Annotated in this window: 24 protein-coding genes and 2 tRNA genes; 14 read left to right on the top strand and 12 right to left on the bottom strand. The window is 57.7% G+C overall.

From position 1 onward, the window contains the following. Nucleotides 1–62: 62 nt before the first annotated feature. Together KCG46_RS07285 and KCG46_RS07290 are read left to right on the top strand one after the other, a co-directional pair. Nucleotides 63–710, top strand: coding sequence for a PadR family transcriptional regulator (locus tag KCG46_RS07285; protein ID WP_255551816.1), 648 nt, complete (start codon nt 63–65; stop codon nt 708–710). Nucleotides 711–824: 114 nt separating this feature from the next. Then, the gene (locus tag KCG46_RS07290; protein ID WP_255551817.1) at nt 825–1262 is read left to right on the top strand and encodes a hypothetical protein; all 438 of its coding nucleotides are present in this window, start codon (nt 825–827) and stop codon (nt 1260–1262) included. 4 nt (nt 1263–1266) lie between these two features. On the opposite strand, the gene KCG46_RS07295 is transcribed toward KCG46_RS07290, so the two are convergent. Continuing rightward, a complete protein-coding gene (locus KCG46_RS07295; RefSeq protein ID WP_218404607.1) occupies nt 1267–2481 on the bottom strand; it encodes a glycosyltransferase family 4 protein in 1215 nt (404 codons plus the stop codon). Nucleotides 2482–2652: 171 nt separating this feature from the next. Here KCG46_RS07295 and KCG46_RS07300 point away from each other — a divergent pair, with 171 nt between their 5' ends. The 3 genes from KCG46_RS07300 to KCG46_RS07310 all read left to right on the top strand — a co-directional run bounded on the left by KCG46_RS07300 (nt 2653) and on the right by KCG46_RS07310 (nt 6708). Next, a complete protein-coding gene (locus tag KCG46_RS07300) occupies nt 2653–3831 on the top strand; it encodes a phosphoserine transaminase (RefSeq protein WP_218404608.1) in 1179 nt (392 codons plus the stop codon). Between the two features lie 103 nt (nt 3832–3934). After that, nucleotides 3935–5518, top strand: a complete 1584-nt coding sequence (serA, locus tag KCG46_RS07305; RefSeq protein WP_218404609.1) for a phosphoglycerate dehydrogenase — start codon at nt 3935–3937, stop codon at nt 5516–5518. Between the two features lie 83 nt (nt 5519–5601). Next, entirely contained in the window at nt 5602–6708 is a 1107-nt protein-coding gene (locus KCG46_RS07310) for an ATP phosphoribosyltransferase regulatory subunit (RefSeq protein ID WP_218404610.1), read from the top strand. Here the strand turns inward: KCG46_RS07310 and KCG46_RS07315 are convergent. Continuing rightward, nucleotides 6705–7739: an alpha/beta hydrolase gene (locus KCG46_RS07315; RefSeq protein WP_218404611.1), complete on the bottom strand. Its 1035-nt coding sequence runs from the start codon at nt 7737–7739 to the stop codon at nt 6705–6707. The two genes, KCG46_RS07310 and KCG46_RS07315, sit on opposite strands and share 4 nt — an antisense overlap. A gap of 261 nt (nt 7740–8000) precedes the next feature. On the opposite strand from KCG46_RS07315, the gene KCG46_RS07320 reads away from it, so the two are divergent. Further along, on the top strand, nt 8001–9290 hold the full coding sequence (locus KCG46_RS07320; protein ID WP_218404612.1) for an adenylosuccinate synthase: 1290 nt from the start codon (nt 8001–8003) through the stop codon (nt 9288–9290). Nucleotides 9291–9384: 94 nt separating this feature from the next. Further along, nucleotides 9385–9951 carry a L,D-transpeptidase family protein gene (locus KCG46_RS07325; RefSeq protein ID WP_218404613.1) on the top strand — a complete coding sequence of 189 codons (567 nt, stop codon included), beginning with the start codon at nt 9385–9387 and terminating at the stop codon, nt 9949–9951. Nucleotides 9952–9956: 5 nt separating this feature from the next. Here the strand turns inward: KCG46_RS07325 and KCG46_RS07330 are convergent, their stop codons facing one another. Together KCG46_RS07330 and KCG46_RS07335 are read right to left on the bottom strand one after the other, a co-directional pair. Further along, nucleotides 9957–10340 carry a DUF6768 family protein gene (locus tag KCG46_RS07330; RefSeq protein ID WP_218404614.1) on the bottom strand — a complete coding sequence of 128 codons (384 nt, stop codon included), beginning with the start codon at nt 10338–10340 and terminating at the stop codon, nt 9957–9959. Continuing rightward, nucleotides 10337–10924, bottom strand: coding sequence for an RNA polymerase sigma factor (locus tag KCG46_RS07335; RefSeq protein ID WP_218404615.1), 588 nt, complete (start codon nt 10922–10924; stop codon nt 10337–10339). Before KCG46_RS07335 ends, KCG46_RS07330 begins: the two co-directional genes overlap by 4 nt. A gap of 128 nt (nt 10925–11052) precedes the next feature. Between KCG46_RS07335 and KCG46_RS07340 the strand changes: the two genes are divergently transcribed. Next, nucleotides 11053–12033, top strand: a complete 981-nt coding sequence (locus tag KCG46_RS07340) for a winged helix DNA-binding protein (RefSeq protein WP_218404616.1) — start codon at nt 11053–11055, stop codon at nt 12031–12033. A gap of 13 nt (nt 12034–12046) precedes the next feature. On the opposite strand, the gene KCG46_RS07345 is transcribed toward KCG46_RS07340, so the two are convergent. From KCG46_RS07345 to argH, 4 genes are read right to left on the bottom strand one after another with little or no spacing between them, the layout of a single operon-like run. Further along, nucleotides 12047–12898 carry a precorrin-2 dehydrogenase/sirohydrochlorin ferrochelatase family protein gene (locus KCG46_RS07345; protein ID WP_218404617.1) on the bottom strand — a complete coding sequence of 284 codons (852 nt, stop codon included), beginning with the start codon at nt 12896–12898 and terminating at the stop codon, nt 12047–12049. After that, nucleotides 12895–14154, bottom strand: coding sequence for a diaminopimelate decarboxylase (gene lysA / locus KCG46_RS07350; protein WP_218404618.1), 1260 nt, complete (start codon nt 14152–14154; stop codon nt 12895–12897). The genes KCG46_RS07345 and lysA overlap by 4 nt, the downstream gene beginning before the upstream one ends. Nucleotides 14155–14166: 12 nt before the next feature. After that, a complete protein-coding gene (locus KCG46_RS07355) occupies nt 14167–14406 on the bottom strand; it encodes a hypothetical protein (protein WP_218405360.1) in 240 nt (79 codons plus the stop codon). Nucleotides 14407–14408: 2 nt separating this feature from the next. Continuing rightward, entirely contained in the window at nt 14409–15782 is a 1374-nt protein-coding gene (gene argH, locus KCG46_RS07360; RefSeq protein ID WP_218405361.1) for an argininosuccinate lyase, read from the bottom strand. A gap of 52 nt (nt 15783–15834) precedes the next feature. Here argH and KCG46_RS07365 point away from each other — a divergent pair, with 52 nt between their 5' ends. After that, on the top strand, nt 15835–16416 hold the full coding sequence (locus KCG46_RS07365; protein ID WP_218404619.1) for a TlpA family protein disulfide reductase: 582 nt from the start codon (nt 15835–15837) through the stop codon (nt 16414–16416). A gap of 33 nt (nt 16417–16449) precedes the next feature. Here the strand turns inward: KCG46_RS07365 and KCG46_RS07370 are convergent. After that, nucleotides 16450–16525: transfer RNA gene (locus KCG46_RS07370), tRNA-Val, on the bottom strand. Between the two features lie 109 nt (nt 16526–16634). Between KCG46_RS07370 and KCG46_RS07375 the strand changes: the two genes are divergently transcribed. Beyond that, nucleotides 16635–17615 carry an asparaginase gene (locus KCG46_RS07375; protein ID WP_218404620.1) on the top strand — a complete coding sequence of 327 codons (981 nt, stop codon included), beginning with the start codon at nt 16635–16637 and terminating at the stop codon, nt 17613–17615. Between the two features lie 91 nt (nt 17616–17706). Further along, a tRNA-OTHER gene (locus tag KCG46_RS07380) sits at nt 17707–17815 on the top strand. 144 nt (nt 17816–17959) lie between these two features. On the opposite strand, the gene KCG46_RS07385 is transcribed toward KCG46_RS07380, so the two are convergent. After that, nucleotides 17960–20269 carry a putative bifunctional diguanylate cyclase/phosphodiesterase gene (locus tag KCG46_RS07385; protein WP_218404621.1) on the bottom strand — a complete coding sequence of 770 codons (2310 nt, stop codon included), beginning with the start codon at nt 20267–20269 and terminating at the stop codon, nt 17960–17962. Further along, complete coding sequence (locus KCG46_RS07390; protein WP_218404622.1) at nt 20266–20883, bottom strand: cupredoxin domain-containing protein; 618 nt, start codon at nt 20881–20883, stop codon at nt 20266–20268. The genes KCG46_RS07385 and KCG46_RS07390 overlap by 4 nt, the downstream gene beginning before the upstream one ends. A gap of 114 nt (nt 20884–20997) precedes the next feature. On the opposite strand from KCG46_RS07390, the gene KCG46_RS07395 reads away from it, so the two are divergent. The 3 genes from KCG46_RS07395 to KCG46_RS07405 all read left to right on the top strand — a co-directional run bounded on the left by KCG46_RS07395 (nt 20998) and on the right by KCG46_RS07405 (nt 24715). Further along, nucleotides 20998–21843: a DUF3034 family protein gene (locus KCG46_RS07395; protein ID WP_255551818.1), complete on the top strand. Its 846-nt coding sequence runs from the start codon at nt 20998–21000 to the stop codon at nt 21841–21843. Between the two features lie 10 nt (nt 21844–21853). After that, nucleotides 21854–22384, top strand: coding sequence for a group I truncated hemoglobin (locus KCG46_RS07400; RefSeq protein WP_255551819.1), 531 nt, complete (start codon nt 21854–21856; stop codon nt 22382–22384). Nucleotides 22385–22552: 168 nt separating this feature from the next. Further along, entirely contained in the window at nt 22553–24715 is a 2163-nt protein-coding gene (locus KCG46_RS07405) for a serine protease (RefSeq protein WP_218404625.1), read from the top strand. A 70-nt stretch (nt 24716–24785) separates the two neighbouring features. Here the strand turns inward: KCG46_RS07405 and KCG46_RS12645 are convergent, their stop codons facing one another. Continuing rightward, entirely contained in the window at nt 24786–25070 is a 285-nt protein-coding gene (locus KCG46_RS12645) for a hypothetical protein (protein WP_255551820.1), read from the bottom strand. Between the last annotated feature and the right edge of the window lie 23 nt (nt 25071–25093).

The following is a 25093-nucleotide window of genomic DNA, read 5'->3' on the forward strand; positions in this document are numbered from 1 at the left end:
CCTCTTGCAACGACAGCTCTAAGATATATCTTGAACCTATCAAAAGATATCTGGAGTACGAAATGATGACTTGGCAGAAATACGGAAAAGGCGGCTGGAACAATCTCGGCCCGATGATCGCAATGATGGCAGCATCTGCCGCAAGTGACTGGGACAGCGGCGAGCGCCGCCAGCGCCGAGGCCGAAATTGGCAAGACGGCCCGCGCCGCAGCAAGCGCCGTGGGCGCATGTTCGGCTCAGGCGAATTGCGCCTCGCATTGCTGGCACTCATCAATGAAGAGCCGCGTCACGGATATGAATTGATCCGTGCGATCGAAGACATGACCGGCGGCGGCTATGCGCCAAGTCCAGGCGCGGTGTACCCGACGCTGCAAATGTTGGAGGAAGAAGGCCAGATCAAACAGGCTAAGCCGAAAACCAAAGCCAAAGGTGATGATGCGGGCAGCAAGAAACCGTTCAAGGCAACCAAAACCGGCATTGCCGAGCTTGAAGAGCGCAGCGATGAAGTCGACCAACTGATGGGCCGTATTTCCGAGCACGGTGACCGCGCCGAACGCGTGAAGGAAAAGTCACCCGATCTGTTCCGCGCGATGGGCAACCTCGCCAATGTCCTGAAAAACCGTGCGAGCAACGGAAAACTCGACAAAGCAGCCATCGACGAGATTGTCGACATTATTGACGAGGTCTCCAAGCGTATCGAACGCATGTGACCGGCTGACTATCCGAAACAGAGGCGCGGTAATCCTTAACGGGTTTGCCGCGCCTTTCTCGTTTCTCTATCCTGTCGCCATGGATGGGGTCGCGCCGTCTTGGGAGGGATAATTATGAGCGAGCTTGGACAGGCGAAAACACCTTGGCATTTGTGGGTAATCGGTGTGATCGCAACAATCTGGAACGCTGGTGGGGTGGCAAGCTATCTTGCCACCGAAACCGGCAATCTCGAAGCGATGGGAATGACCGCGGAACAGATTGCGTATTTCTCCAGCTTCCCGGCATGGGCTGTTGCCTTTTGGGCGCTCGGTGTCTGGGGATGTTTTTTGGGTTCAATCGCCTTGCTGCTGCGCCGCAAATTCGCGGTTTGGTTGTATGGAATCTCGATCGTCGGACTGCTCGGCACGACCTACTACGAACGCGCTGTCGCCGACATTCCAGAATCAATGCAAACCCATGGTCAGCTTTGGTTCGCTGTCGCAATTTGGGTGATTACGATCAGCCTTTTCGTTTACGCCAGCCGCATGGCCCGTGCGGGAGTGCTCAGGTAAGTCGTCAGGAAGAGGCGGCCTTGCGCGCCGCGTCCACCGCCTCTTTTTTCTGCAAAATTCTGCGATCCTCGACCAGCCGGATATACGTATCGGCGACAACCTGATTGATCGCTTCCCAGCTGAACTCGCGGCTGCGTGCTTCACCTGCAGCGCCGTGCGACATGCGCAGCGCAGGATCGGTACAGTAAGGCGCAATTGCCTCTGCAAAAGCGGCGGCGTTGGTGTCCTTGTCTTTAGTCGGCGGGACGAGCTGTCCTGTTACGCCGTGATTCACAAGGCTCGCCGCACCGGTCGCACCAGCTGCGACCACTGGCAATCCGCAAGCCATCGCCTCTAAAGTGACATTACCGAAAGTCTCTGTGATCGACGGATTGAAGAAGATATCGCCGCTCGCGAGCGCCTGACCCAGATCGGCACCGGTCTTGAAGCCTGCGAAAATGCCCCCTGGCAGGTTGGTTTCGAACCATTCGCGCGCCGGACCGTCCCCGATAACCAGAACCTTGTGCGGGACTTGACGCTTGCGCAGTTGAACGATGGTCTCGGCGAAGACATCCAGCCCTTTTTCCATCACGAGACGGCCAAGGAAAACAATCGCGACATCATCATCGGCAAGGCCTAACGAGCGACGCCACTCCAGATCGCGCTTTTCCGAAGAGAAAACATCGCGCTCAACGCCCCGGCTCCACAGGCCGATATCGTCGTGCATATCTTGCGCCAGCAATTCTTCGATCATGCTGTCCGATGGCGCGACCAACGCATCGCAGCGATTGTAGAACCGCTTGAGCAGCTTCACGACCAGCGGCTCCAAAAAGCCGAGCTTGTAATAGCGCGGATAGGTTTCAAACCGGGTGTGAACCGATGCCAGAACGGGAATGTCGTGATCCTGCGCCCAGCGCAGCGCCTCATGGCTTGAAGGGTCGGGCGAGGACAGGTGCACGATATTGGGCGCAAACTTTTCCAGATCGCGCTTTGCTTTCCTGCCTAGCCGGGTCGGCAGACGGTACTCGCCGCGACCAAACGGCACGCCGACCGACTTCACACCGATCAAATCGCCGGTCGGTTCAAAATCCGGTTCGTCAACTGTGGGCGAATAGACGCGGACCTGCGCGCCTTTGGCCAGCAAAGAGCCGACCAACCGGTTCAAGGCCTGATTCGCCCCGTCGCGGGTGTAATTGTAGTTGCCGCTGAACAGGGCGATGCGCAGATCGGATGTTTCCATATCAGCGTCCGTTTAGGCGAGCCGTGCCAGATTTGCGAGAGGGGATAGGAAAAACTAGAAACGGGAAAACAATCGCACTTCGTACGTTGACTCTCCAACCCGCATCTTTAGTGCGGCCAGTGGGCCACGCGGTCCCAACGCCGCGCGAGCTCTCTGTAAGGAGAGAATACAATGACTGACTACGCACGTGGGCTCTTGCACGAGCCGCCGCTCAAACCTGAGCGTCCTCAATTTTCATCCGGCCCAACTGTAAAGTTCCCCGGATGGTCCCTCGACAAACTCAAAACAGATTCGCTTGGACGTTCGCACCGTTCGAAGCTCGCCAAAGGTCGGCTGAAATACGCCATCGACCTGACGCGTCAGCTATTGGGTGTGCCGGACGATTACCTCGTGGGCATCATGCCTGCATCGGACACGGGCGCTCTCGAAGCGGCGATGTGGACCATGCTTGATCCCGCTCGCCCGGCAACGGTCGCGGCTTGGGAAAGCTTTGGCAATGTCTGGATTCAGGATGCGGTGAAGCAGCTTAAGCTGCCAAATCTGCAAACACTCACGGCGGATTACGGCGAGATCCCCGACCTTTCGACCATCCCGCAGCGCAACGATGTTGTGTTCACATGGAATGGCACGACATCGGGCGCGATGATCCCGAACACGGACTGGCTTGAGCCGGGCCGTGAGGGCATCACGATCAACGACGCGACCAGCGCTATCTTTGCCATGGAAATGGACTGGGCAAAGCTGGATGCGACGACATTCAGCTGGCAAAAAGTGATGGGCAGCGAAGCCCAGCACGGCATGCTGATCCTTTCACCCAAGGCGGTTGAGCGGATCGAAAGCTATGATCCGGCATGGCCGTTGCCTAAGCTGTTCCGCCTTAAAAAAGGCGACAAGATCAACAAAGGCATCTTTGAAGGCGCGACGATTAACACGCCTTCGCTGCTGGCAACCGAAGATTATATCGCTGCGCTGGAATGGGCGAAGTCGATCGGCGGACGTCAGGCCATGTTCGAACGCGCCAACGCGAACGCGAAAATCGTTAAAGACTGGATCGAAGCAAAACCGTGGTTGCGCAACATGGCTTCTGACCCGGCGCTGCGCACCAATACCGGTGTCTGCATGATGTTCCAGGGCGACTGGTATGACAGCCTTTCGGCCGAAGATCAGGCCGCCGTGCCAAAGAAAATCGTCGCCATGCTCGAAGAGCGGCATGTGGGTTACGACTTCAACGGCTATCGCGACGCCCCACCTTCGCTGCGCATCTGGTGCGGTGGAACTTTGGAGCAAGAGGACATTCAACGCCTCTTGCCGTGGATTGAGTGGGCTTACGAGACCGTCAAGAACGGCTGATCGGTGCGCGGCCCGGCATGTTCGGGCCGCCGCCGTCCCCCTTTATTGAGATTTACAGACCGCGACGTTTGGAATGACGCGCGGCTGGCCAAAGGAAATACCCATGACCAAACCTAAAGTGCTCATCTCTGACAAGATGGACCCGAATGCCGCGCGTATCTTCGAAGAGCGCGGCTGTGATGTTGATGTGATTACAGGCGAAAACGCCGAAGAATTGAAGGCGCGCATCGGCGAATATCACGGCCTTGCAATTCGTTCTTCGACCACTGTTACACCGGAAATCCTGGACGCTGCGACGAACCTGAAAGTGATCGGCCGCGCTGGTATCGGGGTCGACAATGTCGATATTCCGTATGCCAGCGGCAAGGGCGTGGTTGTGATGAACACCCCGTTCGGCAACTCGATCACAACGGCTGAACACGCGATCGCGATGACGATGGCGCTGGCCCGCATGATCCCGGCCGCCAACGCGCGCACGCAGAACGGCGAATGGCCCAAGAAAGACTTTATGGGCATCGAAGTCACCGGCAAGACGCTTGGCCTGATCGGGGCTGGCAATATTGGCGGCATCGTTGCCACCCGTGCGCAGGGCCTTCGCATGAAAGTGATCGCATACGATCCTTTCTTGACCGAAGACCGTGCGGTTGAGCTGGGCATCGAGAAAGTCGATCTCGACAATCTGCTATCCCGCGCAGATTTCGTGTCGCTCCATACACCGCTGACCGATCAGACACGCAATATTCTGAGCCGTGAGCGGCTGGAAAATGCGAAGCCCGGCATCCGTATCGTGAACTGCGCACGTGGCGGTTTGATCGACGAGGCGGCGCTGAAAGATTGCCTTGAAAGCGGTCAGGTTGCAGGCGCGGCTCTTGACGTTTTCGCCGAAGAGCCAGCCAAGGAAAACCCACTGTTCGGCGCGCCGAATTTTATCTGCACTCCGCACCTTGGTGCGTCCACAACCGAAGCGCAGGTCAATGTAGCGCTGCAGGTTGCCGAGCAGATGGCCGACTATCTCGTCAATGGTGGCGTAACAAACGCGCTCAATATGCCATCGCTGTCGGCTGAAGAAGCTCCGAAGCTGAAGCCATACATGGCCTTGGCGGAGCGCCTCGGTTCTCTGGTTGGACAGCTTGCGCATGGTAACCTGACCAAGATCAGCATCGAGCGTGAAGGCGCCGCTGCGCAGCTCAATGGTAAGCCGATTACCGGCGCGGTTCTAGCGGGCTTTATGCGGCGTTATTCCGACACGGTGAACATGGTCAACGCGCCATACCTTGCCAAGGAACGCGGCCTTGAGGTCAGCGAGATACGCCATGAACGCGACGGGGCGTTTAACACTCTGATCCGCGTTACGGTCGAAACAGAAAGCGGTCCGCGCTCGGTCGCAGGCACGCTGTTTGGCAGTGACAAGCCGCGTCTGGTAGAGATTTTTGGCATCGGTATCGAAGCCGAACTCGACGGTCACATGCTCTACATTGTCAACGATGATAAGCCGGGCTTTATCGGCCGCATCGGTTCGCTTTTGGGCGAGCGCGGTATCAATATCGGCACATTCAACCTTGGCCGCCGCGATGCGGGCGGGGAAGCGGTGCTGCTGCTGAGCCTTGATGATGCACCAACCGCTGAAACTATTGCCGAGGCTGAAAAGGTCGAAGGCGTGAAAACGGTCACCGCACTGGTTTTTTAGGATGAGGTAATTTGCGATGATCGCGGCCTTGGGCTCGACTGGGCTTGACCTGGGGCCACGATCCTCTCAGGCGCATTTTCGAAATGACTGATAACACCGATCTTCTTCCCGAAGGACTCGAAGACCGTCTGCCAGCATCGGCGGATCGGATCACTCGGACAATGCGTGCCTGCCTCGATGTGCTGGATAGCCATGGGTATGACCGCGTGCGCCCGCCGCTGCTCGAATTTGAAAGTTCACTGAACCGCCGCATGCAGGGCATTTCGACGCGCTCGATGTTTCGCTTTGTCGATCCGTCGAGCCTTCGCACGCTTGCGCTGCGCAGCGATATTACCCCCCAGATTGGCCGTATTGCGGCGACGAGCATGGCGGAAGCTGCGCGGCCTTTGCGCCTCGCCTATTGCGGCGACACCGCCGTGATCCGTGCAAGCCAGCTCGATCCGGCGCGGGAGCGTTTGCAATTGGGCGCCGAGCTGATTGGTGCAGATACAGCCGCTGCGGCGGGTGAAATGGTCGCATTGGCGATAAGCGCGCTTAAGGCGGCAGGCCTGACCGGTATCTCGGTCGATTTCACGATGCCTGATCTGGTAGACACGCTTGCGGCGCAAGACTTGTCTATGCAGCCTGATACGGTCGAGGCGATCCGACGCGAGTTGGATACGAAGGATGCTGGCGGATTGAAAGCAGCAGGCGGCGAAGCCTATCTGCCGTTGATCCATGCAACCGGCCCGTTTGCTGATGCAATGGCCACGCTGCGCGATTTGGATGCAGGCGGCGCGCTTGGTACGCGGCTTGACGGGCTTGAGGCAATCGCAGCGCAGGTCGGCGATGCCGCGCGCATCACGCTTGATCCGACCGAACGCCACGGCTTTGAATACCAAAGCTGGTTCGGCTTTACTCTTTATGCCGCCAATGTTCGCGGAGCAGCCGGACGAGGCGGGACATATCGGATCGGCGGAAGCGATGAGGCCGCAACCGGCTTCACGCTCTATGTCGATGCGCTGGCCGATGCCGCGCCGCAAGGTGAAGCCGCGCAAACAGTGTACCTGCCAACCGGTTTCAGCGCGAGCAAAGCCAAGCGCCTTCGCGCCGATGGTTGGCGCACGGTCGCACAGCTATCGGCCAGCGAAGATCCCAAGGCGATGGGCTGCACGCATATCCTTGAGAATGGCGAGCCTAAGGCGCTCTAATTGAAAACGCGGCCAAGGAATGCGTCGATAGCCTGCGTTTGTTCGGCTCCTGCCGGGATGCCGATTTCCCGGTTCATCCGGCCATGATCGGTGTTCGAAATTGGAACGGCCTGCGCAGCCGAGCCAGCTTCCGTCAGACTGCCGACGAGCAGTTCTGACTGTTCTTTCGATTTAGCCCGTTCGGCGACATAAAACGCCAGCCAATTCGGGGCATCTGCTCCGCCGACGTGGGTAACTGGCGACAAAGCGCGGTGCCGGTCTGCGTCCTCGCCAAACACGTTTTTGTATAGGGTTTCTGAGCGCGCACCGGCATTGGCCATACTGCTGCTGATTTCATACCCAGCCCCGTCGAGCAGGATAACACCGCGAATGGCATCAAACGCTTCGCCGGCATATTGCGGATCTGTGCTGACTAAAGCGGCGAGATGCGCTCCTGCGCTATGCCCCATCACGACGATACGATCCGGATCGAACCCAATCGCTGATGCTTGGCCGCGCAGCGCCTGAATTGCTGTGCCTATATCTGCTGCCTGCTGTTCAACAGGCGCGTCTGGCATCAATCGGTATCCAGCCGATGCAAAAAAGTAGTTCGCATTTGTGAAATGAGCGGGTTTCGATTGCACCAGTTTATGATTGCCGACTGACCAGCCTCCGCCATGAATGTGGAGCACAAGCGGCAATTCATCCACCGCGCCCTCCGGCTCAAAAACGTCGATCTGCTGACGCTGATCATTGCCATAGATGATGGTGCGGTCTGGCCTGATCATCGTCTGTGAGGCGGCCCTATTGCCCCGATCTCGTGCACCTCTGCGTTGCTGCATCCGGTCGCGCAGCTCGCCCGAGCATTTGCTGGAGAGCTGATCCGCTTTTTCTTGCAAGCAGCTGCGTATTTGCGAACGGTCACGTCCGCATAGCTCCCTGACTTCCTGCATACATTCGCGGGATGGTCGCTCGCGTTGCTGGGCCAGAATTGGTGTCGCGATCACCGCAGTGGTGGCGAGGATAATGAGATTTTTATGCACGCGTTTCATGCGCGTTCTCCTTTGTCAGCCCCCATTGAAGTGCTGTCTTGCGCAACGCGTCCGTCCTGCCAAGAATATCTGCGTCGCAAATTGTATTGGCCGCCGTGCAAGTCCGGCAGGTATGCGGTAATCGGCATTGCTTGACAGCAGGGCTCCCGCCGCTCTAGTCCGCACCGGCATTTCGGGCCGTTCGCCCGTCCATTTCATCCCCTACGTCGAGTCCTGTCGAAGGACGTTTGAGGATCCCCGGGCAGGGGTGAAGGAATACCCATGGCTAACGTAACTGTAATCGGCGCTCAGTGGGGCGATGAAGGCAAAGGCAAGATTGTCGACTGGCTCGCCAGCCGCGCTGATGCTGTTGTCCGCTTTCAAGGCGGGCATAATGCCGGTCACACTTTGGTGATTGATGGCAATGTCTTCAAATTGAGCTTGCTGCCCTCGGGTATCGTGTCCGGCACGATGAGCATGATCGGCAATGGTGTCGTACTCGATCCTTGGGCGCTGCGCGACGAGGTTACGAAGCTCGAAGGGCAAGGCGTACGCATTGACGACGATAATCTTGCTGTGGCGGATAACTGTCCGCTGATCCTGCCACTGCATCGCGATCTGGACGGCCTGCGCGAAACAGCGGCGGGCACGGGCAAAATCGGCACGACGGGCCGGGGCATTGGCCCAGCCTATGAAGATAAAGTTGGTCGCCGCGCGATCCGTGTTTGCGATCTGGCCCATCTGGATGATCTGGATTCGCAGCTTGATCGCCTATGCGCGCATCATGACGCGCTGCGAGCAGGATTCGATCAGCCTCCAGTAGACCGCGAGGCGCTGCTCGCTGAACTGCGCGAGATCGCACCGTTTGTAATGCGGTTTGCCCAACCAGTTTGGAAACGGCTCAAGAAAGTGCGCAAAGCTGGGGCGAAAATCCTGTTCGAAGGCGCGCAGGGCGTGCTGCTGGATGTCGATCACGGAACTTATCCCTTCGTCACCAGCTCAAATACTGTCAGCGGCACAGCGGCAGCTGGAAGCGGCCTTGGCCCCAATGCAGCCGGCTTCGTTCTGGGCATCGTAAAGGCCTACACCACCCGCGTCGGCTCCGGCCCATTCCCGACGGAGCTGAATGACGAAATCGGACAAGGCATCGGTGAGCGCGGGCATGAATTCGGCACCGTCACCGGCCGTCAACGCCGCGTTGGCTGGTTCGATGCCGTCATCGTGCGCCAAACGTGTTCGATCAGCGGCGTGACCGGCATTGCTTTCACCAAGATCGATGTTCTCGATGGCCTCAAGACGGTCAAAATATGCACCGGCTACCGGCTAAACGGTAATGTTCTTGATTACCTGCCCAGCCATGCCGGTGATCAGGCCGCGGTCGAGCCGATTTATGAAGAGATGGAAGGTTGGAGCGAAAGCACCGTCGGCGCGCGCAGCTATGCCGACCTGCCGGCCAATGCGATCAAGTATATACAGCGCGTACAGGAATTGATCGAATGCCCCGTTTCGCTCGTATCGACCAGCCCGGAACGTGACGATACGATCCTGATGCGTGATCCTTTCGAGGACTAAGAGCCTGCGAAAACGCAGTTAGCGAGTCCTTGACTGGGACATAGGCCAAGAGGCGCAATTGTGCCTCGCAGTGTTGCGCGCTAGTTCTTTGGCTATGGAACGCGCAGCTACCCTCTTGCTCCTGGTTACCCTTGCTGGATGTTCTTCATCGGCGACTGAAGCGGTGCTTGCGCCTGTTTCAGAGCCGCGTGTCGCTGCGCGTTCCATTCCCGATTACCAACCAAGCCGCCCGGCGCCCCGAGTGCTGGCCGATTACCTTATTGTCGACAAGTCAGAACGGCTGTTGATCGCGTATAGCAATGGCCAGCCGATCCGTGCCTATCGCGGCATCCAGTTTGGCGATGCGCCAATGGGTCACAAAAGGTTTGAAGGGGATGAGAGGACGCCCGAGGGCATTTACACTATCGATACCCGCAACCCGCGCAGCAGCTTTCACCTAAGCCTGCGCATCTCCTATCCCAACCGCCGCGACCAGGCCTTTGCCGCGCAATATGGCCGTTCCGCGGGCGGAGATATCTTCATTCACGGTCAGCCCACCGGCTATCGCGGCCCGCCTTTGCAAGGCGACTGGACCGATGGCTGTATCGCGCTGACCAATGAAGAGATCGAAGAGCTTTGGAGCCTCGTTCCCGATGGCACCCCGATCGAAATACGCCGCTGATCGGATCAGTCTTTCTGCTCGCTGAGCAAGGCGACCTGAACCTGCAACCTTTTTACTTCGCTAAGGAGTGTCAGCATGTTCATGCGAGCGAACATCCACTCTTTCAGAAACCCTTGCATGATGAGCAGGCCGATTGTCATCAGACCCCAGCCCAGCATCGCTTCTGATCCATCAGCCGTGACAGCGCGGTAGAAGCAGTAGGCGAGGCCGATTCCTATCACGATGGCGATACCAAATGCGAATTTGGCCCATCCGCCCAGCGGCCCGTGCCAGCTATCACCGATCTGCTGGAACATGCCGCGATCTGTATCGAGGCTGGCGAGAAATTCGTGATCATCGCTGCCCAATGCATCCGCGATATTGGTGTCGGTATTCTTGATATTGCTCATGGCAATTCTCCTTCGAAGCAATCTGGATTGAGCGCCGCTTTCAGTTTGCGGCGAGCGTGGAACAGGCGACTTTTCGCAGTGCCTGTTGGAATGGATTGCACCTCAGCGATTTCGGCCAGAGTGAGGCCTTCTACGAAGTGCAAATGCGCAGCGAGGCGTTGATCTGGCGGTAGCGCGGCAAAGGCCTGTTGGATGGCAATCCGTCCGTCTTGTGAGGCCGTCTGTGCGGTTTCTTGCGATAGCTCTTCGACATGATCCCTATCGCGAATTGAGCTGCGCACATGGCTGGCACCGCGTCGGTGCAGGATCGCAAAAGCATAGGAGCGAAACCGCGCCGGATTGCGCAAACCGGCAATGCCTTTCCAAATGCCGATCCAGCAATCCTGAGCTAGATCGCGTGCCAAATCGGCATCACCGGTGTAGCGATAGGCCGCGCGGATAAGCCGGGTATCCCACCGCATATGCAGCCTGTCCAAGGCGCGGCGATCACCCTGCTGAACCATGACGACAAGCAATTCGTCGAACAGAACGCCAGAACTTGGCGGCGCCGGACGAGACAGGGAAGGGCGAGATGTTTTGGTCATCACTTGGGTAGTCCACGACTAGGCCGAAATGGTTCAATTGTGCCCGTTCAAAACTCGAAAAATCGCCGATTATCTTGACCTGATCCTGATTTGTTCTACTCTCGTTCTTCATTTCGGGAGTCGATTCGATGGTCCAGGCTGAATACACCACTCAAGATTTTTCATATGATGGCGCGCACGACGCGGCTGGTCTTCCAGCGAGAGTGGCAATTTTCGCGGATCGTGGGACAACCCGTTCCCAGATTGCTCAAGACCTGACCGGTGCGGGATTCCGATGCACGCAGGGCGGGGCGCTTGCTGACCTCCTGGAGGGGCCTCTGACGCTGCTTGGTGATGTGGTGATGGTAGATTGTCCCGTTATTGACGCAGCTGGCATGGCAGCACTTAGCAGGCTCGATATGCGGGTATCGCGTTCAGGTGCGCAGCTGATTGTTGCAACCTCTTTGAATGCGCTGGACGATGTGTTCGCGGCCCTTGATCAGTCTCACCCGCAGATCTTGGTTGAGCCTAGCCGCGCAGAACGTGTGGTCGCAGTGGGCAGGGTGCTTGCTGATGTGTCGAATGAACGTGTGCGTGAAATGACCGAAGAGGACAGGATCGCTCTTCTGCGTCTCTCACAGCAAGTGGACGCGATCGCGCAGCAACTCGATCAGATTTCATTCGCCGATGACAGCGCGCCAGAGCGGCTTTCCGATTTTAGTCATAGTTTTCGCGGGAAAGGTGAAACGGTGTCGACTGGTCACGGGATGGCGCGGTACCCACTGCCTGACCCTTCCATCGTGCGCCAGATTATCGCCAGTCGTCAGGCGCGCTCCCGCTTTTTCGATGAGGAACTGTTTGCCGATCCGGCGTGGGATATGCTGCTCGATCTGACGGCTGCACATGCAGAGCATCAGCGTGTTAGCGTCACATCGCTGTGTATCGCTGCTGCGGTTCCTGCGACCACGGCATTGCGCTGGATTAAGCAATTGGTCGAAACGGGCGTGTTTGAACGGGTCGCAGATCCGGCTGACAAACGCCGTGCCTTTATCGCTCTAAGTGACCAATCGCTTGAGGGGATGGCTCGCTATTTTGCCGAGGTTGATGTGCCTTTGGCTCACGCTGCGTGACCCACATTTCTGGCTACTGATGATAGCGCAGGATAACAGTTAAGCGGCTTTTGCTATGCAGTGTGACGCAATCGGGCGCTGCTCCATCTTTGCGGTTCGTTTTGCAGGCTGGACCTGAACACGTGACACGCACGGCATCAGCGCGAGCGCGGGCAAGTATCCCTGCAGGCACATCGCCGCTGGCGCAGACAACATCTGCTTCGCCGAGAAGCCGGGCTTGCTTGATTGTCAGGTCATCGGGATCAGCGCCTGTTAGTGCGAACTCTTCCACCCGTGCGGGAACATCGGAGGCAGCCTGCTTTGACCACTCATTCACCCTTTCATGTGATGCAGGGCCAAACGGATCGAGAGTGCCGCCTTCACGCAAAGCCTCATCCACGGCGCGCCGGCGGTCGCCTCCATCGGGATAGCTCAATCGCAAATCGACCCGTGCCCCAAACAGTGCGCTGGCGAGTTTTCCAAGAGTGTCCGGCAAAATCCTCTCAAGCCGTAAGCGGATATGCTTGGCGAGCCCAGCAGAGGCTCCTCCTGTACCCACTGCGATCAACAGCGGATTGCGGTCCAGTATGCTCGGCGTGGTAAAATCGCACAGTTCAGGCCGGTCCACGACGTTCACTAGCATACCGGCGCAGCGAAGATTGATCGCCGCGGCCTCACAAGCCTTCGCATCTTCGTAAGCGACAAATGCGATGCGCACGCCTTCATCTACAGCGCGCTGTATATCATCAACGATGACACCGCCTGCGCGCTCGACAAGTCGCCGTTTTGGTTCGGCTGTATCGCCTTCGCCCAGAACCAGCACCTGTTGCCCAGTAATCTGGTGGAACAGCGGCAGGCTTCCGAGTTCAGGCGCTGCACGTGTCATGCAAGCCAGTCCGGAACCCGTTCCGCGTCCATAATTGATCCGGCATCGATTCTGTCGGCGACAACGGCGAATTTGTCTCCATCGACCAGCACCTCGGCGACAAACCCGCGCGAATTGTAGCTGGAGGCCATTGTCGCGCCGTACGCGCCTGCCGTGCGGAAAACGGCAAGCTCTCCGCTGGTCAGAGCGTCGCATTCGCGGCCCATCGCAAAGGTGTCGCCAGTCTCGCAGATCGGGCCAACGATGTTAGCCGTCATTTCCGCGCCGGTCGGCTCGACCGCTTCGAAATGGTGATATGCGCCGTAAAGGGCTGGGCGGGCAAGATCGTTCATCGCGGCATCGACAATCACGAACGGATGGTTGAGACCGCGCTTCACGCGAACAACGCGGGTCAGCAATACACCAGCATTGCCGGCAATCACGCGGCCTGGTTCGAAGATCAGCGCCACGCCCCAATCCTTTGTGACGCGCGCGACCATTGCGCCATAATCGGCGGGTGCAGGCAGCACTTCGCCTTTGCGGTATGGCACGCCAAGCCCGCCGCCCAAATCGACATGGGTGATAGTGTGGCCCGCGCCGCGCAGCGCCTTCACCAGCGCGCCAAGCTTCTCAAACGCGCGCTCCAGCGGGGCAGTTTCGGCAAGCTGGCTGCCAATATGCACCGCGACACCGCGCAGGTTCACGCTGTCATGCGAGGCGAGTTTGCCAAAAATCTGACCTGCCTGATCAATCGGTACACCGAATTTGTTGTCGGCCTTACCGGTGGAAATCTTGTCATGCGTGCCCGCATCGACATCGGGATTAATCCGCAGCGCACATTGCGCGGTAAGGCCCATCCCGGCAGCGATCTCGGCGAGCTCTAGGCCCTCTTCTTCGCTTTCAATGTTAAACTGGCCGATGCCCGCTTCCAAAGCGGCGACGAGTTCGGCAGCAGTTTTGCCGACGCCTGAAAACACGATCTTTTCCGGCGCGATACCGGCGGCAAGCGCACGGCGCATTTCGCCCACGGAGACACAATCCGCGCCGTATCCCTCTTTTTGCAACACCTTCAGCACGGCAAGGTTCGGGTTGGCCTTCACAGCAAAGGCGATCAGCTTGTCCGGGACAGCGTCCAATGCCTCGCGAAATACGCGTGCGTGCCGCTCCAACGTAGCGCGTGAATAGACATAGACGGGCGTACCGACTTCGTCTGCGATGCGCGGCAGCGGAACGTCCTCGGCGTGCATGACGCCGTCTTTTAGTGCGAAATGATCCATAGGGCGGGGCGCTTATTCAGGAGGGAGATCGAAAGGGTCATCGCCGCGCTCTTCGGAACGGCGGCGCAATTCCACGCTGCGTTCAGGGGCGGCTAGCGCGTCAAGTTCGAGCAATTCATCGGTGGCAGGTTTCTCGGTCGCGCCAAAAGGGGCAGGGGGCAGGTTTGCGCCTTCGGGCGGGGCAAGCGGCGCGACTGTGCCGCAGGCGCCAAGCGCCAGACCCAATCCAAGACAGATTCCAAACCGTGCCATCATCAAACCATACCCAACTGTTCGCGCGCTCGCTGTACTTGGTTACGTACCTGCGCCGGAGCGGTTCCGCCATAGCTGGATCGCGCAGCAACAGATGCATCAACACTCAGCGCCTTGAAGACGCGTTCGTCAATACGTTCGTCGATGGCTTTAAGCTCGGCCAAGGGCAGTTCATCCAGAGCGACGCCGCGGGATTCCGCTAGTTTCACAGCTGTGCCGGTGATGTGGTGCGCCTCGCGGAACGGAATGTCGGCTTCGGTCACCAGCCAATCGGCAAGGTCGGTCGCGGTCGCATAACCAAGCTCCGCTGCTTCGCGCATCCGCTGCGTCTTGAATGTGCTGTCTGCCACCATCCCAGTCATTGCGGCGATGCTGAGCGCCATCAGGCCCGCTGCCTCAAACACAGGCGGTTTGTCGTCCTGCATATCCTTGGAATAGGCGAGCGGGAGGCCCTTCATAGTGATCATCAGAGCGGTGCTGCACCCTATCACGCGTCCGGCATGGCCGCGCACAAGCTCTGCGGCATCGGGGTTTTTCTTTTGCGGCATGATTGAGCTGCCGGTGGAAAGTGTGTCGGGCATGCGGACAAAGCCATATGGCTGGCTGGCCCAGATAATCATTTCCTCTGCCAGACGCGACAAATGCAGTGCGCAGGTGCTGGCTGCGTAAAGGTAATCCAGCGCGAAATCGCGGTCCGACACGGCATCGAGCGAGTTTGCGGTTGGCCGGTCAAAACCAAGAGCCGATGCCGTCATGTTGCGATCAATCGGAAAGCCGGTGCCTGCCAGCGCAGCACTACCGAGCGGGCTTTCATTGAGCCGCACGCGCGAATCTGCGATCCGCGAACGATCACGCCTGATCATCTCGTAATAGGCGAGCAGATGATGGCCGAGTGTCACCGGCTGCGCGGTTTGGAGGTGGGTAAAGCCCGGCATGATGCTGTCCGCATGCTCGTCTGCGCGGGTCACCAGCGCGCGTTGGAGCGCGGCAAGGCCGGCATCCATATCGTCCAGCGCCTCCCGCACCCAAAGCCGAAAATCGGTTGCGACCTGATCATTGCGACTGCGCGCTGTGTGCAAACGGCCCGCAGCAGCGCCGACGATTTCAGCAAGCCGAGCCTCTGTCGTCATGTGAATGTCTTCGAGGTCCCAATCCTCTGGAACACCGTCTTTTTCGTATTCAACGGCGACCTGGTTCAGGCCGTCATGGATCGCATTGGCGTCGGCTTCGCTGACGATCCCTTGCTTTGCGAGCATGGCGACATGGGCCAGTGACCCGGCGATATCCTGCCGCCACAATGCCTTGTCGAACGGGATCGAGGCGTTGATTTCCCGCATGATCGCGCTAGGCCCGTCTGCGAACCGGCCGCCCCACATTGTGTTCGATTGGGTGTTGGGCTTCGTGCTGGAAATGTTGGAGGTCTCGCTCATGATCCGGTCTTTGCTTGTTCTCGCCGCATCGGCGTTTGTTCTTGTCGGCTGCGATAGTAGGCCGGAAGATCTTTCGCAACGGGCGGAAGACGCTGTTGGTCCAAGCTACACCCCGCCGCCGCCTTTGCCGGGGCAGATCGTGCGTTTCAAGGCGGGTACGCAGCTGCCGGAACTGACATTCAGCGACCCATCAGGTGCGCAGTTGAACACCGCAGACCTCAAAGGTACGCCTGTGGTGTTAAATCTCTGGGCGACATGGTGCGCTCCTTGCGTGATCGAAATGCCGACGCTGGACGCACTCGGGACGGAGCTGGACGGCGAAGTTAAGGTGCTCACTGTAAGTCAGGACGTGCGCGGGGCCGAAGTGGTCGCGCCGTTCTTTGCCCAGCGCGAATTTGCCAATCTCGAACAATGGCTTGATCCCGATGCGCAGCTCAATCAGGCGCTCAATCCCGAAGGGTTGATGCCGGTCACAATTCTTTTCGACGCCGACGGCAAGGAATTGCTGCGCGTTGCGGGCGGATATGAATGGGATTCAGAAGAAGCGATTGCGGCAATCCGGGAGGCGCTGGCCGAATAGCCAAGCGCTGAATGCCGAAATTCCAGGGACACGTGGTGGGCGATGACAGGCTCGAACTGCCGACCCTCTCGGTGTAAACGAGATGCTCTACCAACTGAGCTAATCGCCCCACGTTGTCTTGCTCATAGCTGAGCGAGAGAGCGCTATCTAGCGGCAAAAGATTCAAAATCAATCGCTGATGTGGTGGAAAATGCACTTCACGGGTAAAGGCGCACCCTATGAGCACCCAAAATCTCCTCGTTTTGGCCACTGGTGGCACCATTGCTGGCGCTGCCGATTCGGCGACGCGCCACGATTACCGGCCCGGACAAATCGGCATTGATGACTTTTTGAGCCGAGTCGAAGAGCTCGGGATCGAAGCGAACCTGACGGGAAAGCAGATCGCCAATATTGGCTCGGAAGATATGTCGCCGGAAATCTGGTCCGATCTGCACAAAGCGACCGCCGCCGCGATCTCTGATCCGTCATGCGACGGGATCATCATTACCCACGGTACCGATACAGTCGAAGAAACCGCGTTCATGCTTGATGTGACTCTGCCAACGACCAAGCCGGTGGTGTTGGTCGGGGCGATGCGTCCAGCGACGGCAGTGGGCTATGATGGCCTACGAAATTTCGCCAACGCTATGCGCGTCGCGAGCGATCCCCAAGCCGCAGGGCGGGGCGTCTTGGTCGTAATGGGAGACCGGGTGTTTGCGTCGCGCGATATCCGCAAAAACCGCACACGCGGGACCGATGCATTTGCAGGCTTCCCGCGCGATGCGGTGGGTCTGGTCACGCCAAGCGCGCTCGACTGGTTCGGAGCGCCATGGCGCAGCGATGAGAGTGCGCGGTTCGATTTCCGCACTGATCTGCCGGATGTGCCGGTGCTGTTCATCCATGCGGGCATCACACCCGATTATGTGGACCGGCTGGTTACGCCAGAAACGCGCGGGATCATCGTGTGCGGAGTGGGAGAGGGCAATATGCCCGATCCGGTGCGTCAGCGGCTATTTGAGCTGTGCAATGAAAGCCTGAGCATCGTCCGCGCCAGCCGTTTGGGCGAAGGGTTGGTCGATCGCGAGCCGGAGGACGATGCAAACGGATTTGTCGCCGCGCGTGCTTTAGGCCCCGCAAAAGCGCGCATCCTACTGCAATTGCTGATCGCGGCTGGCATTTCAGAGCCCGGCGCGATCCAGATTCAATTTGATCGCCGGTGATGTCCGCTGCGGCTCTTTTTCGGTTGAGAGCGGACTGTCGGTTTACGTCCCAGTTGCTGACATGGCGGCAAGTTTTGTCTAGGTGGGATGCTGAGACGTGGCAGAGTGGCTGATTGCGGGTGCCGCCTTCCCTAGCGAAAGTTATAGAAGGAGCACTACGGAGCAAAAGCTCCGCGCAGGTTCGAATCCTGTCGTCTCGCTTTTTGAGTAAAACCCTCGCGTCCGCTTCCCACCCCAGTTGCAGCCATTGAGCCGCGACTTGAATCGGGCTGATTACCCACAGTCCGCTTTGTCTTTTGCAAAGGTCAGGGCCCGCCGCACTCTTTTGGCCCGCTAATCGTCGCTCAGGCTACTCTTGAACTCTGTACCGAGGCGCTATTTTCAAACAGCTCAGCAACATCGCTCGCCGCCATTGGTTTGCTGAACAAATAGCCTTGAATGTTACGACACCCCTCTTGTTTTAGCACTTCGAGTTGTTCGTCGATCTCAACACCTTCGGCCAAGGTATCCATACCGAGCGCATCGGCAAGTGTCGTGATTGCGCGAACCACCGCGTGTGAGTTCCCGCCTTGTCCCAGATCTTCGACGAAGCTGCGATCGATTTTGACTTTGTCGAACGGAAATGATCGCAGATAGCTGAGTGAGGAGTAGCCAGTGCCAAAATCATCCAGGGCGATACGAACGCCAAGGCTGCGCAGGTTGTGAAGGGTCGAAAGTGTCTTTTCGACGTCAGCGATAAAGATGCTTTCCGTGATTTCCAGTTCCAGCCTGCTTGCCGCCAAACCGGTGCTGGAAAGCGCCTGAAGGATGGTGTTCGTCAGACCTGCATAGGTAAACTGTTTGGGAGATATGTTGACAGCAACCGATACGTCTTCTGGCCATTCTGCGGCTTGCCGACATGCCTCGCGAATGACCCATTCGCCGATCGGCAAGATCAAGCCGGTTTCTTCCGCCAGAGGTATAAAATCAAGCGGGCTGATCCGGCCGCGTTCAGGATGGTTCCAGCGCAGCAATGCCTCGAAACCTGTAAAGCGATCCTCGGCGATGCTGTAGAGCGGTTGATAATGCAGTTCGAAATCGCCGTCGCGCAGGGCGCTGCGCATATCAAGTTCGGTTTGCCTGCGCTCACGGGCCTGCTGATCAAGTGCGGGTTCAAAGAAATGATACGTCGATTTGCCCTCGCTCTTGGCACGGTAAAGCGCGAGATCGGCATTCTTCATCAAAGTGGTGCCGTCATTCCCATCGCTTGGTGCCACCGCGATGCCGATGCTTGCGCTGCATTCCGCTTGCTGGCCTTCGAGTTCGATTGTCCGCGAAAAGCAATTTTGGATCCGGTCTGCCACAGACGCAAGGCTCGTATCGCTTGCGATGTCATCGATCAGAATGGCGAATTCATCACCACCCAAGCGGGCGATCATGGCCTCCGGCAACATCTCGCACAGATTGCTCGCAACATCGCGTAACATCATGTCCCCGGCCGGATGGCCGAGAGTATCGTTCACAACCTTGAAGTTGTCGAGATCGGCATAAACCACCATAAGCTGGTCTGTACCCCGGAGCTGTGCGACACCCCGGTTAAGTTGCTCCAGAAACAGCTTACGGTTTGGCAGCCCGGTAAGATCATCGTGCAGCCCCACATGGACGATTTTCCGTTCCCGTTCCTCAATCGCGCTCACCATCTGGTTAAAGCTTCCCGCCAACCGACCGATTTCGTCATCGGTTTCGATAACCAGGTCGACCTTGTTTCCAGCGCTAATCTGACGTGTCGCTTTGTCCAGTTTTTGCAGCGGGCCTGTGATAGTTTTCGCCACACGCCAGCTAAGGCCCACCACCAAAACGATCCCGCCCAATGCAAGGATAGCAAGCAGCCACTGCAGGCCGGAATACTCCGCCATGGATCCTGTCAATGAATGGCGCAGAACCAAACGCGGTGACAATTCATCGTCGAAAGTGGGCAATGCAGATAGGTAATAAAGGTGGCGCTCGCTCTGTTCATACTCGAACACCTCGCCGTTCGGCCTGTCGCGAAGAGTAGCAGGCAAGGACGACGCACTTTCCACACTCGCTTCAAGGTCAATCGCTGCCAGATCTGTAAGACGATTGAGTTCGGTTTTATCCATCGGCTGAGCGAGGACAAGCCACCCGATCAAATCGGGCGCAGTGATCTGCGATGCCGCGGCTAGCGACAGTTCACCATCCACCATCATGATACCCTGGTCCTGGCCATCATCCAGCTTGAACCACAGCGCATCGCTTGAGCTTATACCTGCTTCACCTGAAGCGATGATATCACCTTCGAGGGTAACAACGAATGCCGCACCAGTGCGCGAACGTGACCTGAGGCTAACGAGAGCGCTGTTTATGGTCGGAGCGTCTTCCGTTGCGACCGCCTCGCGAAAGCCAAAATCACGGGCCAGAACATCAGATGAGCTGCGCATCTGGCTTGCTCTTAGGTCAATTATCTCATTAAAAACGCGCGCATTGGCCTGCATATCGCGGGTCGCACTCGTCTCGCCAAAGCGAGAGAGACCGCCTCCCGCAATCGCAAGAATCGCCGCCAGAACGAGCGCGAACAGCCCGGTATACAGCGCAGCGATACGCAGCTGCAGCGAACCAAATCGCAGAGTTAGGAACTTCGGCAATTCGGTCCTCACCGCAGGCGTACCTTAACTTTGCGCGACTGGTCACCGGTAGAAATTCTAACCGAGGAGCTCTTTTCGTTGCGCGGCGCGCGCAGCCGCGGATGCCAGACGGTAAGTTTGGCATTGCCTGCGGGCATTGAGCGGAGAGTTATGTAGCCGTTACGATCGGTTTTGCCTGCAAAAGGCGTCTCTGTGACGCGGATGTAACCGCGCATATTATCGTGAATGTTGCAGCCGAGCTTGACGCTGCCGGCCACGGCAAATTTGTAAGACCGCGTTTGATCACGGCCGTAAAGGTCAATCTCGAACCGGGCTGGCTTTGAGAAACTGTAAACCGAATGCCGGACGTGATCGAGATTGGGGAAAGCAACCGTGCTGCCTTTTGCGACGACCAACGTGCCCGGCGTAAATTGCTGATTTCGTTGAGCCATCGCCATTCGCCAGGGGAACTGGATCGAACCGGACCAGCCGCCATCCGGCATCAGTTCGACTACCGCGTCGCGCACAGGCACTCCGCGCTCATCCGTGACTTGAACCCGAAGGCTTGTCGAAGATGATGCGGCCAACGCATAGCCGGTAAAAACACCGATCAGACAAAAGGCTAATATGGATCTAAAAAACAACACCGCACCGGCCTAGACGTAAGAGTTTAAGAAATTCTCGGCGTAGAGTTAACCTCGATTTAGGCATGTTTGAGTACGCCCAAGCCTATGCGAAAAATTGTGCTGATAAGCGGATGCATGGTGAGCGCGTTTTGCGCGTCGGTGGCGCAAGCCGAAGAGCTCGAATGGTTTGAGGGCGACAAGCTCGTCCTTACCAATGGAGCCTCGACGGTCGAAGGCGCAAGCGGCGGTGGTATTGCGACGTGGGCGACCATATCCGGTCTGGAAATGGATAATGGTGTCGGCGTATCCGCACATATCACTGCAATCGACTTGCCTGACTTCGGATTCCAGAGCCACGGTGTTTCCATCGGTATCAAGAACCGGGTCGAGCTTTCATATGCTCGGCAAAACTTCGACACACGTGACGTGGGTGAGGCGCTTGGGCTTGGCCAGGGTTATGTCTTCAACCAGGACGTGTTCGGCGCAAAGGTTCGCCTTTTTGGTGACATGGTTTATGGCGATCCATTGCTTCCACAAGTGAGCGTCGGTGTGCAGCACAAGCGCAATCTGGATGGTCCCGTCGTGCGTGCCGTTGGCGCCGCCGATGATGAAGGTACCGACTACACAATCAGCGCGACGAAACTGTTTTTGCGTCACAGCATTCTTATGAACGCCACTGTTCGATATACCAATGCCAACCAGACAGGCTTATTGGGATTTGGTAGCGCATCGGGCAAAGGGCATACTGTGCAATTCGAAGGGTCTATTGCATATCAGCTTTCACGCCGTGCTGTGATCGGCGCCGAAGTGCGTACGAAGCCTGACAATCTCGACCTGGGTGAGGATGACTGGATCGACCTTTTCGCTGCCTATGCTATTTCTGATAATATCACGGTAACGGCTGCTTATGCAGACCTCGGATCGATCGCTACATTCGAAGATCAGCGCGGCGCCTTTCTCTCTGCACAACTGGCTTTTTGAGGATGAACTCTTGATCAAGACTGCCATTCTTACACTTTTCCTTTTGCAGCAGGCTCCTGCCGAAAATGTCGATTGGGACAAGGAATTCGGTGTCGAAGAAAGGGTGCGCGACCCGGAAACAGGCGAGTTTCCGGTGGAGCCCTATCAACAAAGCAATGAGAATGCGGGTGCGAAACCATTCCAAGGCGAGCAATTGCCCGCTGCCTTTGGGGGCCGCGAGGGCATTCAGAAGATCGCCGATCGCACTGTCGAACTGAGCGAGGCTGATCCGCGGATATCTGACATTTTCGTATCGCACGACATGGTCCGCCTTAAACGGACGCTTGGCGAACAATTCTGTTACCTATTGGGAGCCGGTTGCGACTATTCAGGCCGGGACATGCGCACTGCGCATGCTGGCCTTGGCGCAACGAAAGCTGATCTAAACGCGCTGGTCGAGAACCTGCAAAAGGCGATGCGCGAGGCCAAGGTTCCTTTCGCTGATCAGAACAAACTGCTTTCAAAGCTCGCACCAATGTCGAAAGACGTGACCGAGAGATAATCTAGGCACCCCCATTGAACTACGAGCGCACCTGTGCCGATTGCAGACTGTCCGCTATGGACAAATTAGGCACCTAAGGCTGCCATGCTTCGTGCGCGTGGCATCGGTTCCTTGTTGGCGGAGGTTCTGTGCGGTAGATTGGCTTACGGCTTTGGGGGGAATAGAGCTATGCGACCAAATGCATTCGTTCTTGCGGCGGCGATGGGCTTGTCGGCCTGTGCGGGCACAGGCAATATTGCATCCTCAAGCAATGCCATCCAGCCCACATGGGACGAATTCGCGGCCGGCGAGTTGGCTCCGGAACCTGATCCCAATATCGTCATTAACACAGTAGAACCTGTTCAAGTCTTCGACCGGCACCCCAACGAGCCTCATCCCGTCAGGGTTCGCATGGCCAGTGATCTTGATGCCGAACAGCTTGCCATTGTCGAAGCCGCTTTGGGCTACAGGCAATCGGTAGAAAATCATCCGGCAGCGACTTACGAGATTGCACCGCATCCGGAGTTTCCCGAGCATCTGGTGTTTTACAGGATCAAAGGGATGGGCGGGGCAGAGGCCGCAGCAATCGACCCGCGGATGAACCGCCAAGGGGCGATGACGTTGGAGGATATACTCCATTTCTATTCGTCGCGCGAAAGCAGTATTGAGAACGCCTGGGCGTCCAATGTGCCTGTACCCATCGATCTGGGGCGCGCAGACCGCGAAGGTTTTGCCGCCGATCTGGATCGCCATATCTCAGCACTGGCGCGCCGAGCAGCGTTGCTAACCATCGGTCAGTCCGGCGGTGATTACCCGAGCACCTCGATCTGCTTAAGCGAAGGAGCCGGATACGGTGCATCGTGCGCCATGCCAGATAGCATGGACTGGAATGAGGTGCGCGCGGGGCAGGGGTATTACTTTTCTGTCGCCGCGAAACTGGACAAGCCGCATCATATCGCTGTGATTTCGATTTCTCCGAGCGGCAAGGTTTCGCATTTGTTGTCTCAATGGACGCGTTTCCCCGCCTACGGAGCCGAAACCGACTTTCCGATCAAATACGTCCCGACCGAATACGTGGATGACAATGGAAACCGCGTGCGTGTGTCGCAGCCAGTCACGCAGCAGCCCCGAGCTTACCCCAATGGCAAATTGATCGGTTCCGGAAGTGAGGCTGCATCGGCGCAAAATGCTGGCGGTCCGGAAACGTCGCGTAGCTATAGTTCAGTCGATAGCCGGATGATGGCCTTTGCCGCTACCGCTCAGCAGAGCGCGATTTTCACAGAACCCGGACGGCATCAGGTGATCGTCATGGCGACAGAAGATGCGATCAATCAGGCCATTTGGGAGCTTCAATGGGGCGACCAAGTACCGGCCAATATGTGTGTTGGAGACATTGAGGAATCGCTGTGCTCGGCGCTCACTCGGGGCGTGCCGGGCGATAATTTTGATTGGCCGCAAAACATCCGCACTTTCACAGTCGATGCTCTCAAACCCATTCGATCCGACGGTTACATAATCAACGGGTTTGCCGCCTCTGCCGGTATCTCCAAATGGCAGGCTCAGCTTTTCTTGTACCGGGAAGGCGATGCGTTTCATCGCTCGACATCCAGCCCGCGCAACAATTTTGAAAAGGCGCACAAATGCGGTGGGTCATATGTTGGCGGCGGTTACATTCTGACCGCGGCGCATTGCATTCGGCCAGATTTGAAGGAGATGCGCATCCGGCTTGGCACGCGTGATATCGCAACCGGAGGGCGGACGTTCAGGGTTCACTCTGCCGCGATACATCGCCGTGCGAAATCGAGTTCAAGCAGGGCGGATATTGCGCTGATCCGGATTGATGATCCGCGCGGTTATCTGGCACGTATGGGCGGCAGCCTCGCCGCGATCGCAACGGCGGGTAGCGGCCGTTATCGCTCGACACGGTACAACAAACTCATCGTCACAGGCTGGGGTTATATGAGCGCGGCATCGCCCGGTGCGGGCGGCCCGGTTGCGGCCGATGGGACAACCCAGCGAAACCCGCGCTATCTGCAAGGGCTCTCTCTGCTGCCAGTGCCTGCGAACGCTTGCACCCGGCTTCGCGGATTCGGCGGTTTCAGCGCAGCGGACATTCTTTGCGCGAGAGGCTCAATCGCGGGCAGCGATTCTTGCAATGGTGATAGCGGCGGGCCGGTCACGTCACGCGTGGGCAACCGCAGGGTTCTGGTTGGAGTTGTCTCCGTCGGGAAGGGATGTGCGCAAGGCAACACACCCGCCATTTACATGCGGGTGGAAAGCTACGCGGATTGGATCGCAAAAGCGCGGTCACGCCTAAAAACCGCGCGTAAAGGCGGGCGCCTCACAATTTAGGATTGCGCCAAAGAGTAGAAGCTATGGGGCCCCGGCGCTTTGTACGTGCTGGAGCCCCGCAAAGCATAAGTCATTCCTCGTCGGCGCCAGTGCGCTCGTCAACACCTGTGCGTTCATCAACACCTGTGCGTTCATCAACGCCGGTGCGCTCGTCAACACCGGTGCGCTCATCAACACCTGTGCGTTCATCAACGCGAGTACGGTCATCAACACCATCGCGGTCATCGCCGCCGGTGCCGTCTTCTGCCGATGTCTTGGGTTCTTCAACGCCATCAGACCCCTCATGCCCCTGACACGCAGCAAGGCTAAGGCTGAGCGCGCTCACTGCGCCAATGATCATTGCATTTGTCTTCATATTCGATCCTTTCATGGAACTAC

It is taken from the genome of Erythrobacter crassostreae (assembly GCF_019204045.1).
Lineage (GTDB): Bacteria > Pseudomonadota > Alphaproteobacteria > Sphingomonadales > Sphingomonadaceae > Erythrobacter > Erythrobacter crassostreae.

Bases quoted from the DNA above. Each gene is read 5' to 3' on its own strand.
- KCG46_RS07285 (WP_255551816.1), top strand. From the start codon at position 63: ATGATGACTTGGCAGAAATACGGAAAAGGCGGCTGGAACAATCTCGGC.
- KCG46_RS07290 (WP_255551817.1), top strand. From the start codon at position 825: ATGAGCGAGCTTGGACAGGCGAAAACACCTTGGCATTTGTGGGTAATC.
- KCG46_RS07295 (WP_218404607.1), bottom strand. From the start codon at position 2,481: ATGGAAACATCCGATCTGCGCATCGCCCTGTTCAGCGGCAACTACAAT.
- KCG46_RS07300 (WP_218404608.1), top strand. From the start codon at position 2,653: ATGACTGACTACGCACGTGGGCTCTTGCACGAGCCGCCGCTCAAACCT.
- serA (WP_218404609.1), top strand. From the start codon at position 3,935: ATGACCAAACCTAAAGTGCTCATCTCTGACAAGATGGACCCGAATGCC.
- KCG46_RS07310 (WP_218404610.1), top strand. From the start codon at position 5,602: ATGACTGATAACACCGATCTTCTTCCCGAAGGACTCGAAGACCGTCTG.
- KCG46_RS07315 (WP_218404611.1), bottom strand. From the start codon at position 7,739: ATGAAACGCGTGCATAAAAATCTCATTATCCTCGCCACCACTGCGGTG.
- KCG46_RS07320 (WP_218404612.1), top strand. From the start codon at position 8,001: ATGGCTAACGTAACTGTAATCGGCGCTCAGTGGGGCGATGAAGGCAAA.
- KCG46_RS07325 (WP_218404613.1), top strand. From the start codon at position 9,385: ATGGAACGCGCAGCTACCCTCTTGCTCCTGGTTACCCTTGCTGGATGT.
- KCG46_RS07330 (WP_218404614.1), bottom strand. From the start codon at position 10,340: ATGAGCAATATCAAGAATACCGACACCAATATCGCGGATGCATTGGGC.
- KCG46_RS07335 (WP_218404615.1), bottom strand. From the start codon at position 10,924: ATGACCAAAACATCTCGCCCTTCCCTGTCTCGTCCGGCGCCGCCAAGT.
- KCG46_RS07340 (WP_218404616.1), top strand. From the start codon at position 11,053: ATGGTCCAGGCTGAATACACCACTCAAGATTTTTCATATGATGGCGCG.
- KCG46_RS07345 (WP_218404617.1), bottom strand. From the start codon at position 12,898: ATGACACGTGCAGCGCCTGAACTCGGAAGCCTGCCGCTGTTCCACCAG.
- lysA (WP_218404618.1), bottom strand. From the start codon at position 14,154: ATGGATCATTTCGCACTAAAAGACGGCGTCATGCACGCCGAGGACGTT.
- KCG46_RS07355 (WP_218405360.1), bottom strand. From the start codon at position 14,406: ATGGCACGGTTTGGAATCTGTCTTGGATTGGGTCTGGCGCTTGGCGCC.
- argH (WP_218405361.1), bottom strand. From the start codon at position 15,782: ATGTGGGGCGGCCGGTTCGCAGACGGGCCTAGCGCGATCATGCGGGAA.
- KCG46_RS07365 (WP_218404619.1), top strand. From the start codon at position 15,835: ATGATCCGGTCTTTGCTTGTTCTCGCCGCATCGGCGTTTGTTCTTGTC.
- KCG46_RS07375 (WP_218404620.1), top strand. From the start codon at position 16,635: ATGAGCACCCAAAATCTCCTCGTTTTGGCCACTGGTGGCACCATTGCT.
- KCG46_RS07395 (WP_255551818.1), top strand. From the start codon at position 20,998: ATGGTGAGCGCGTTTTGCGCGTCGGTGGCGCAAGCCGAAGAGCTCGAA.
- KCG46_RS07405 (WP_218404625.1), top strand. From the start codon at position 22,553: ATGCGACCAAATGCATTCGTTCTTGCGGCGGCGATGGGCTTGTCGGCC.
- KCG46_RS12645 (WP_255551820.1), bottom strand. From the start codon at position 25,070: ATGAAGACAAATGCAATGATCATTGGCGCAGTGAGCGCGCTCAGCCTT.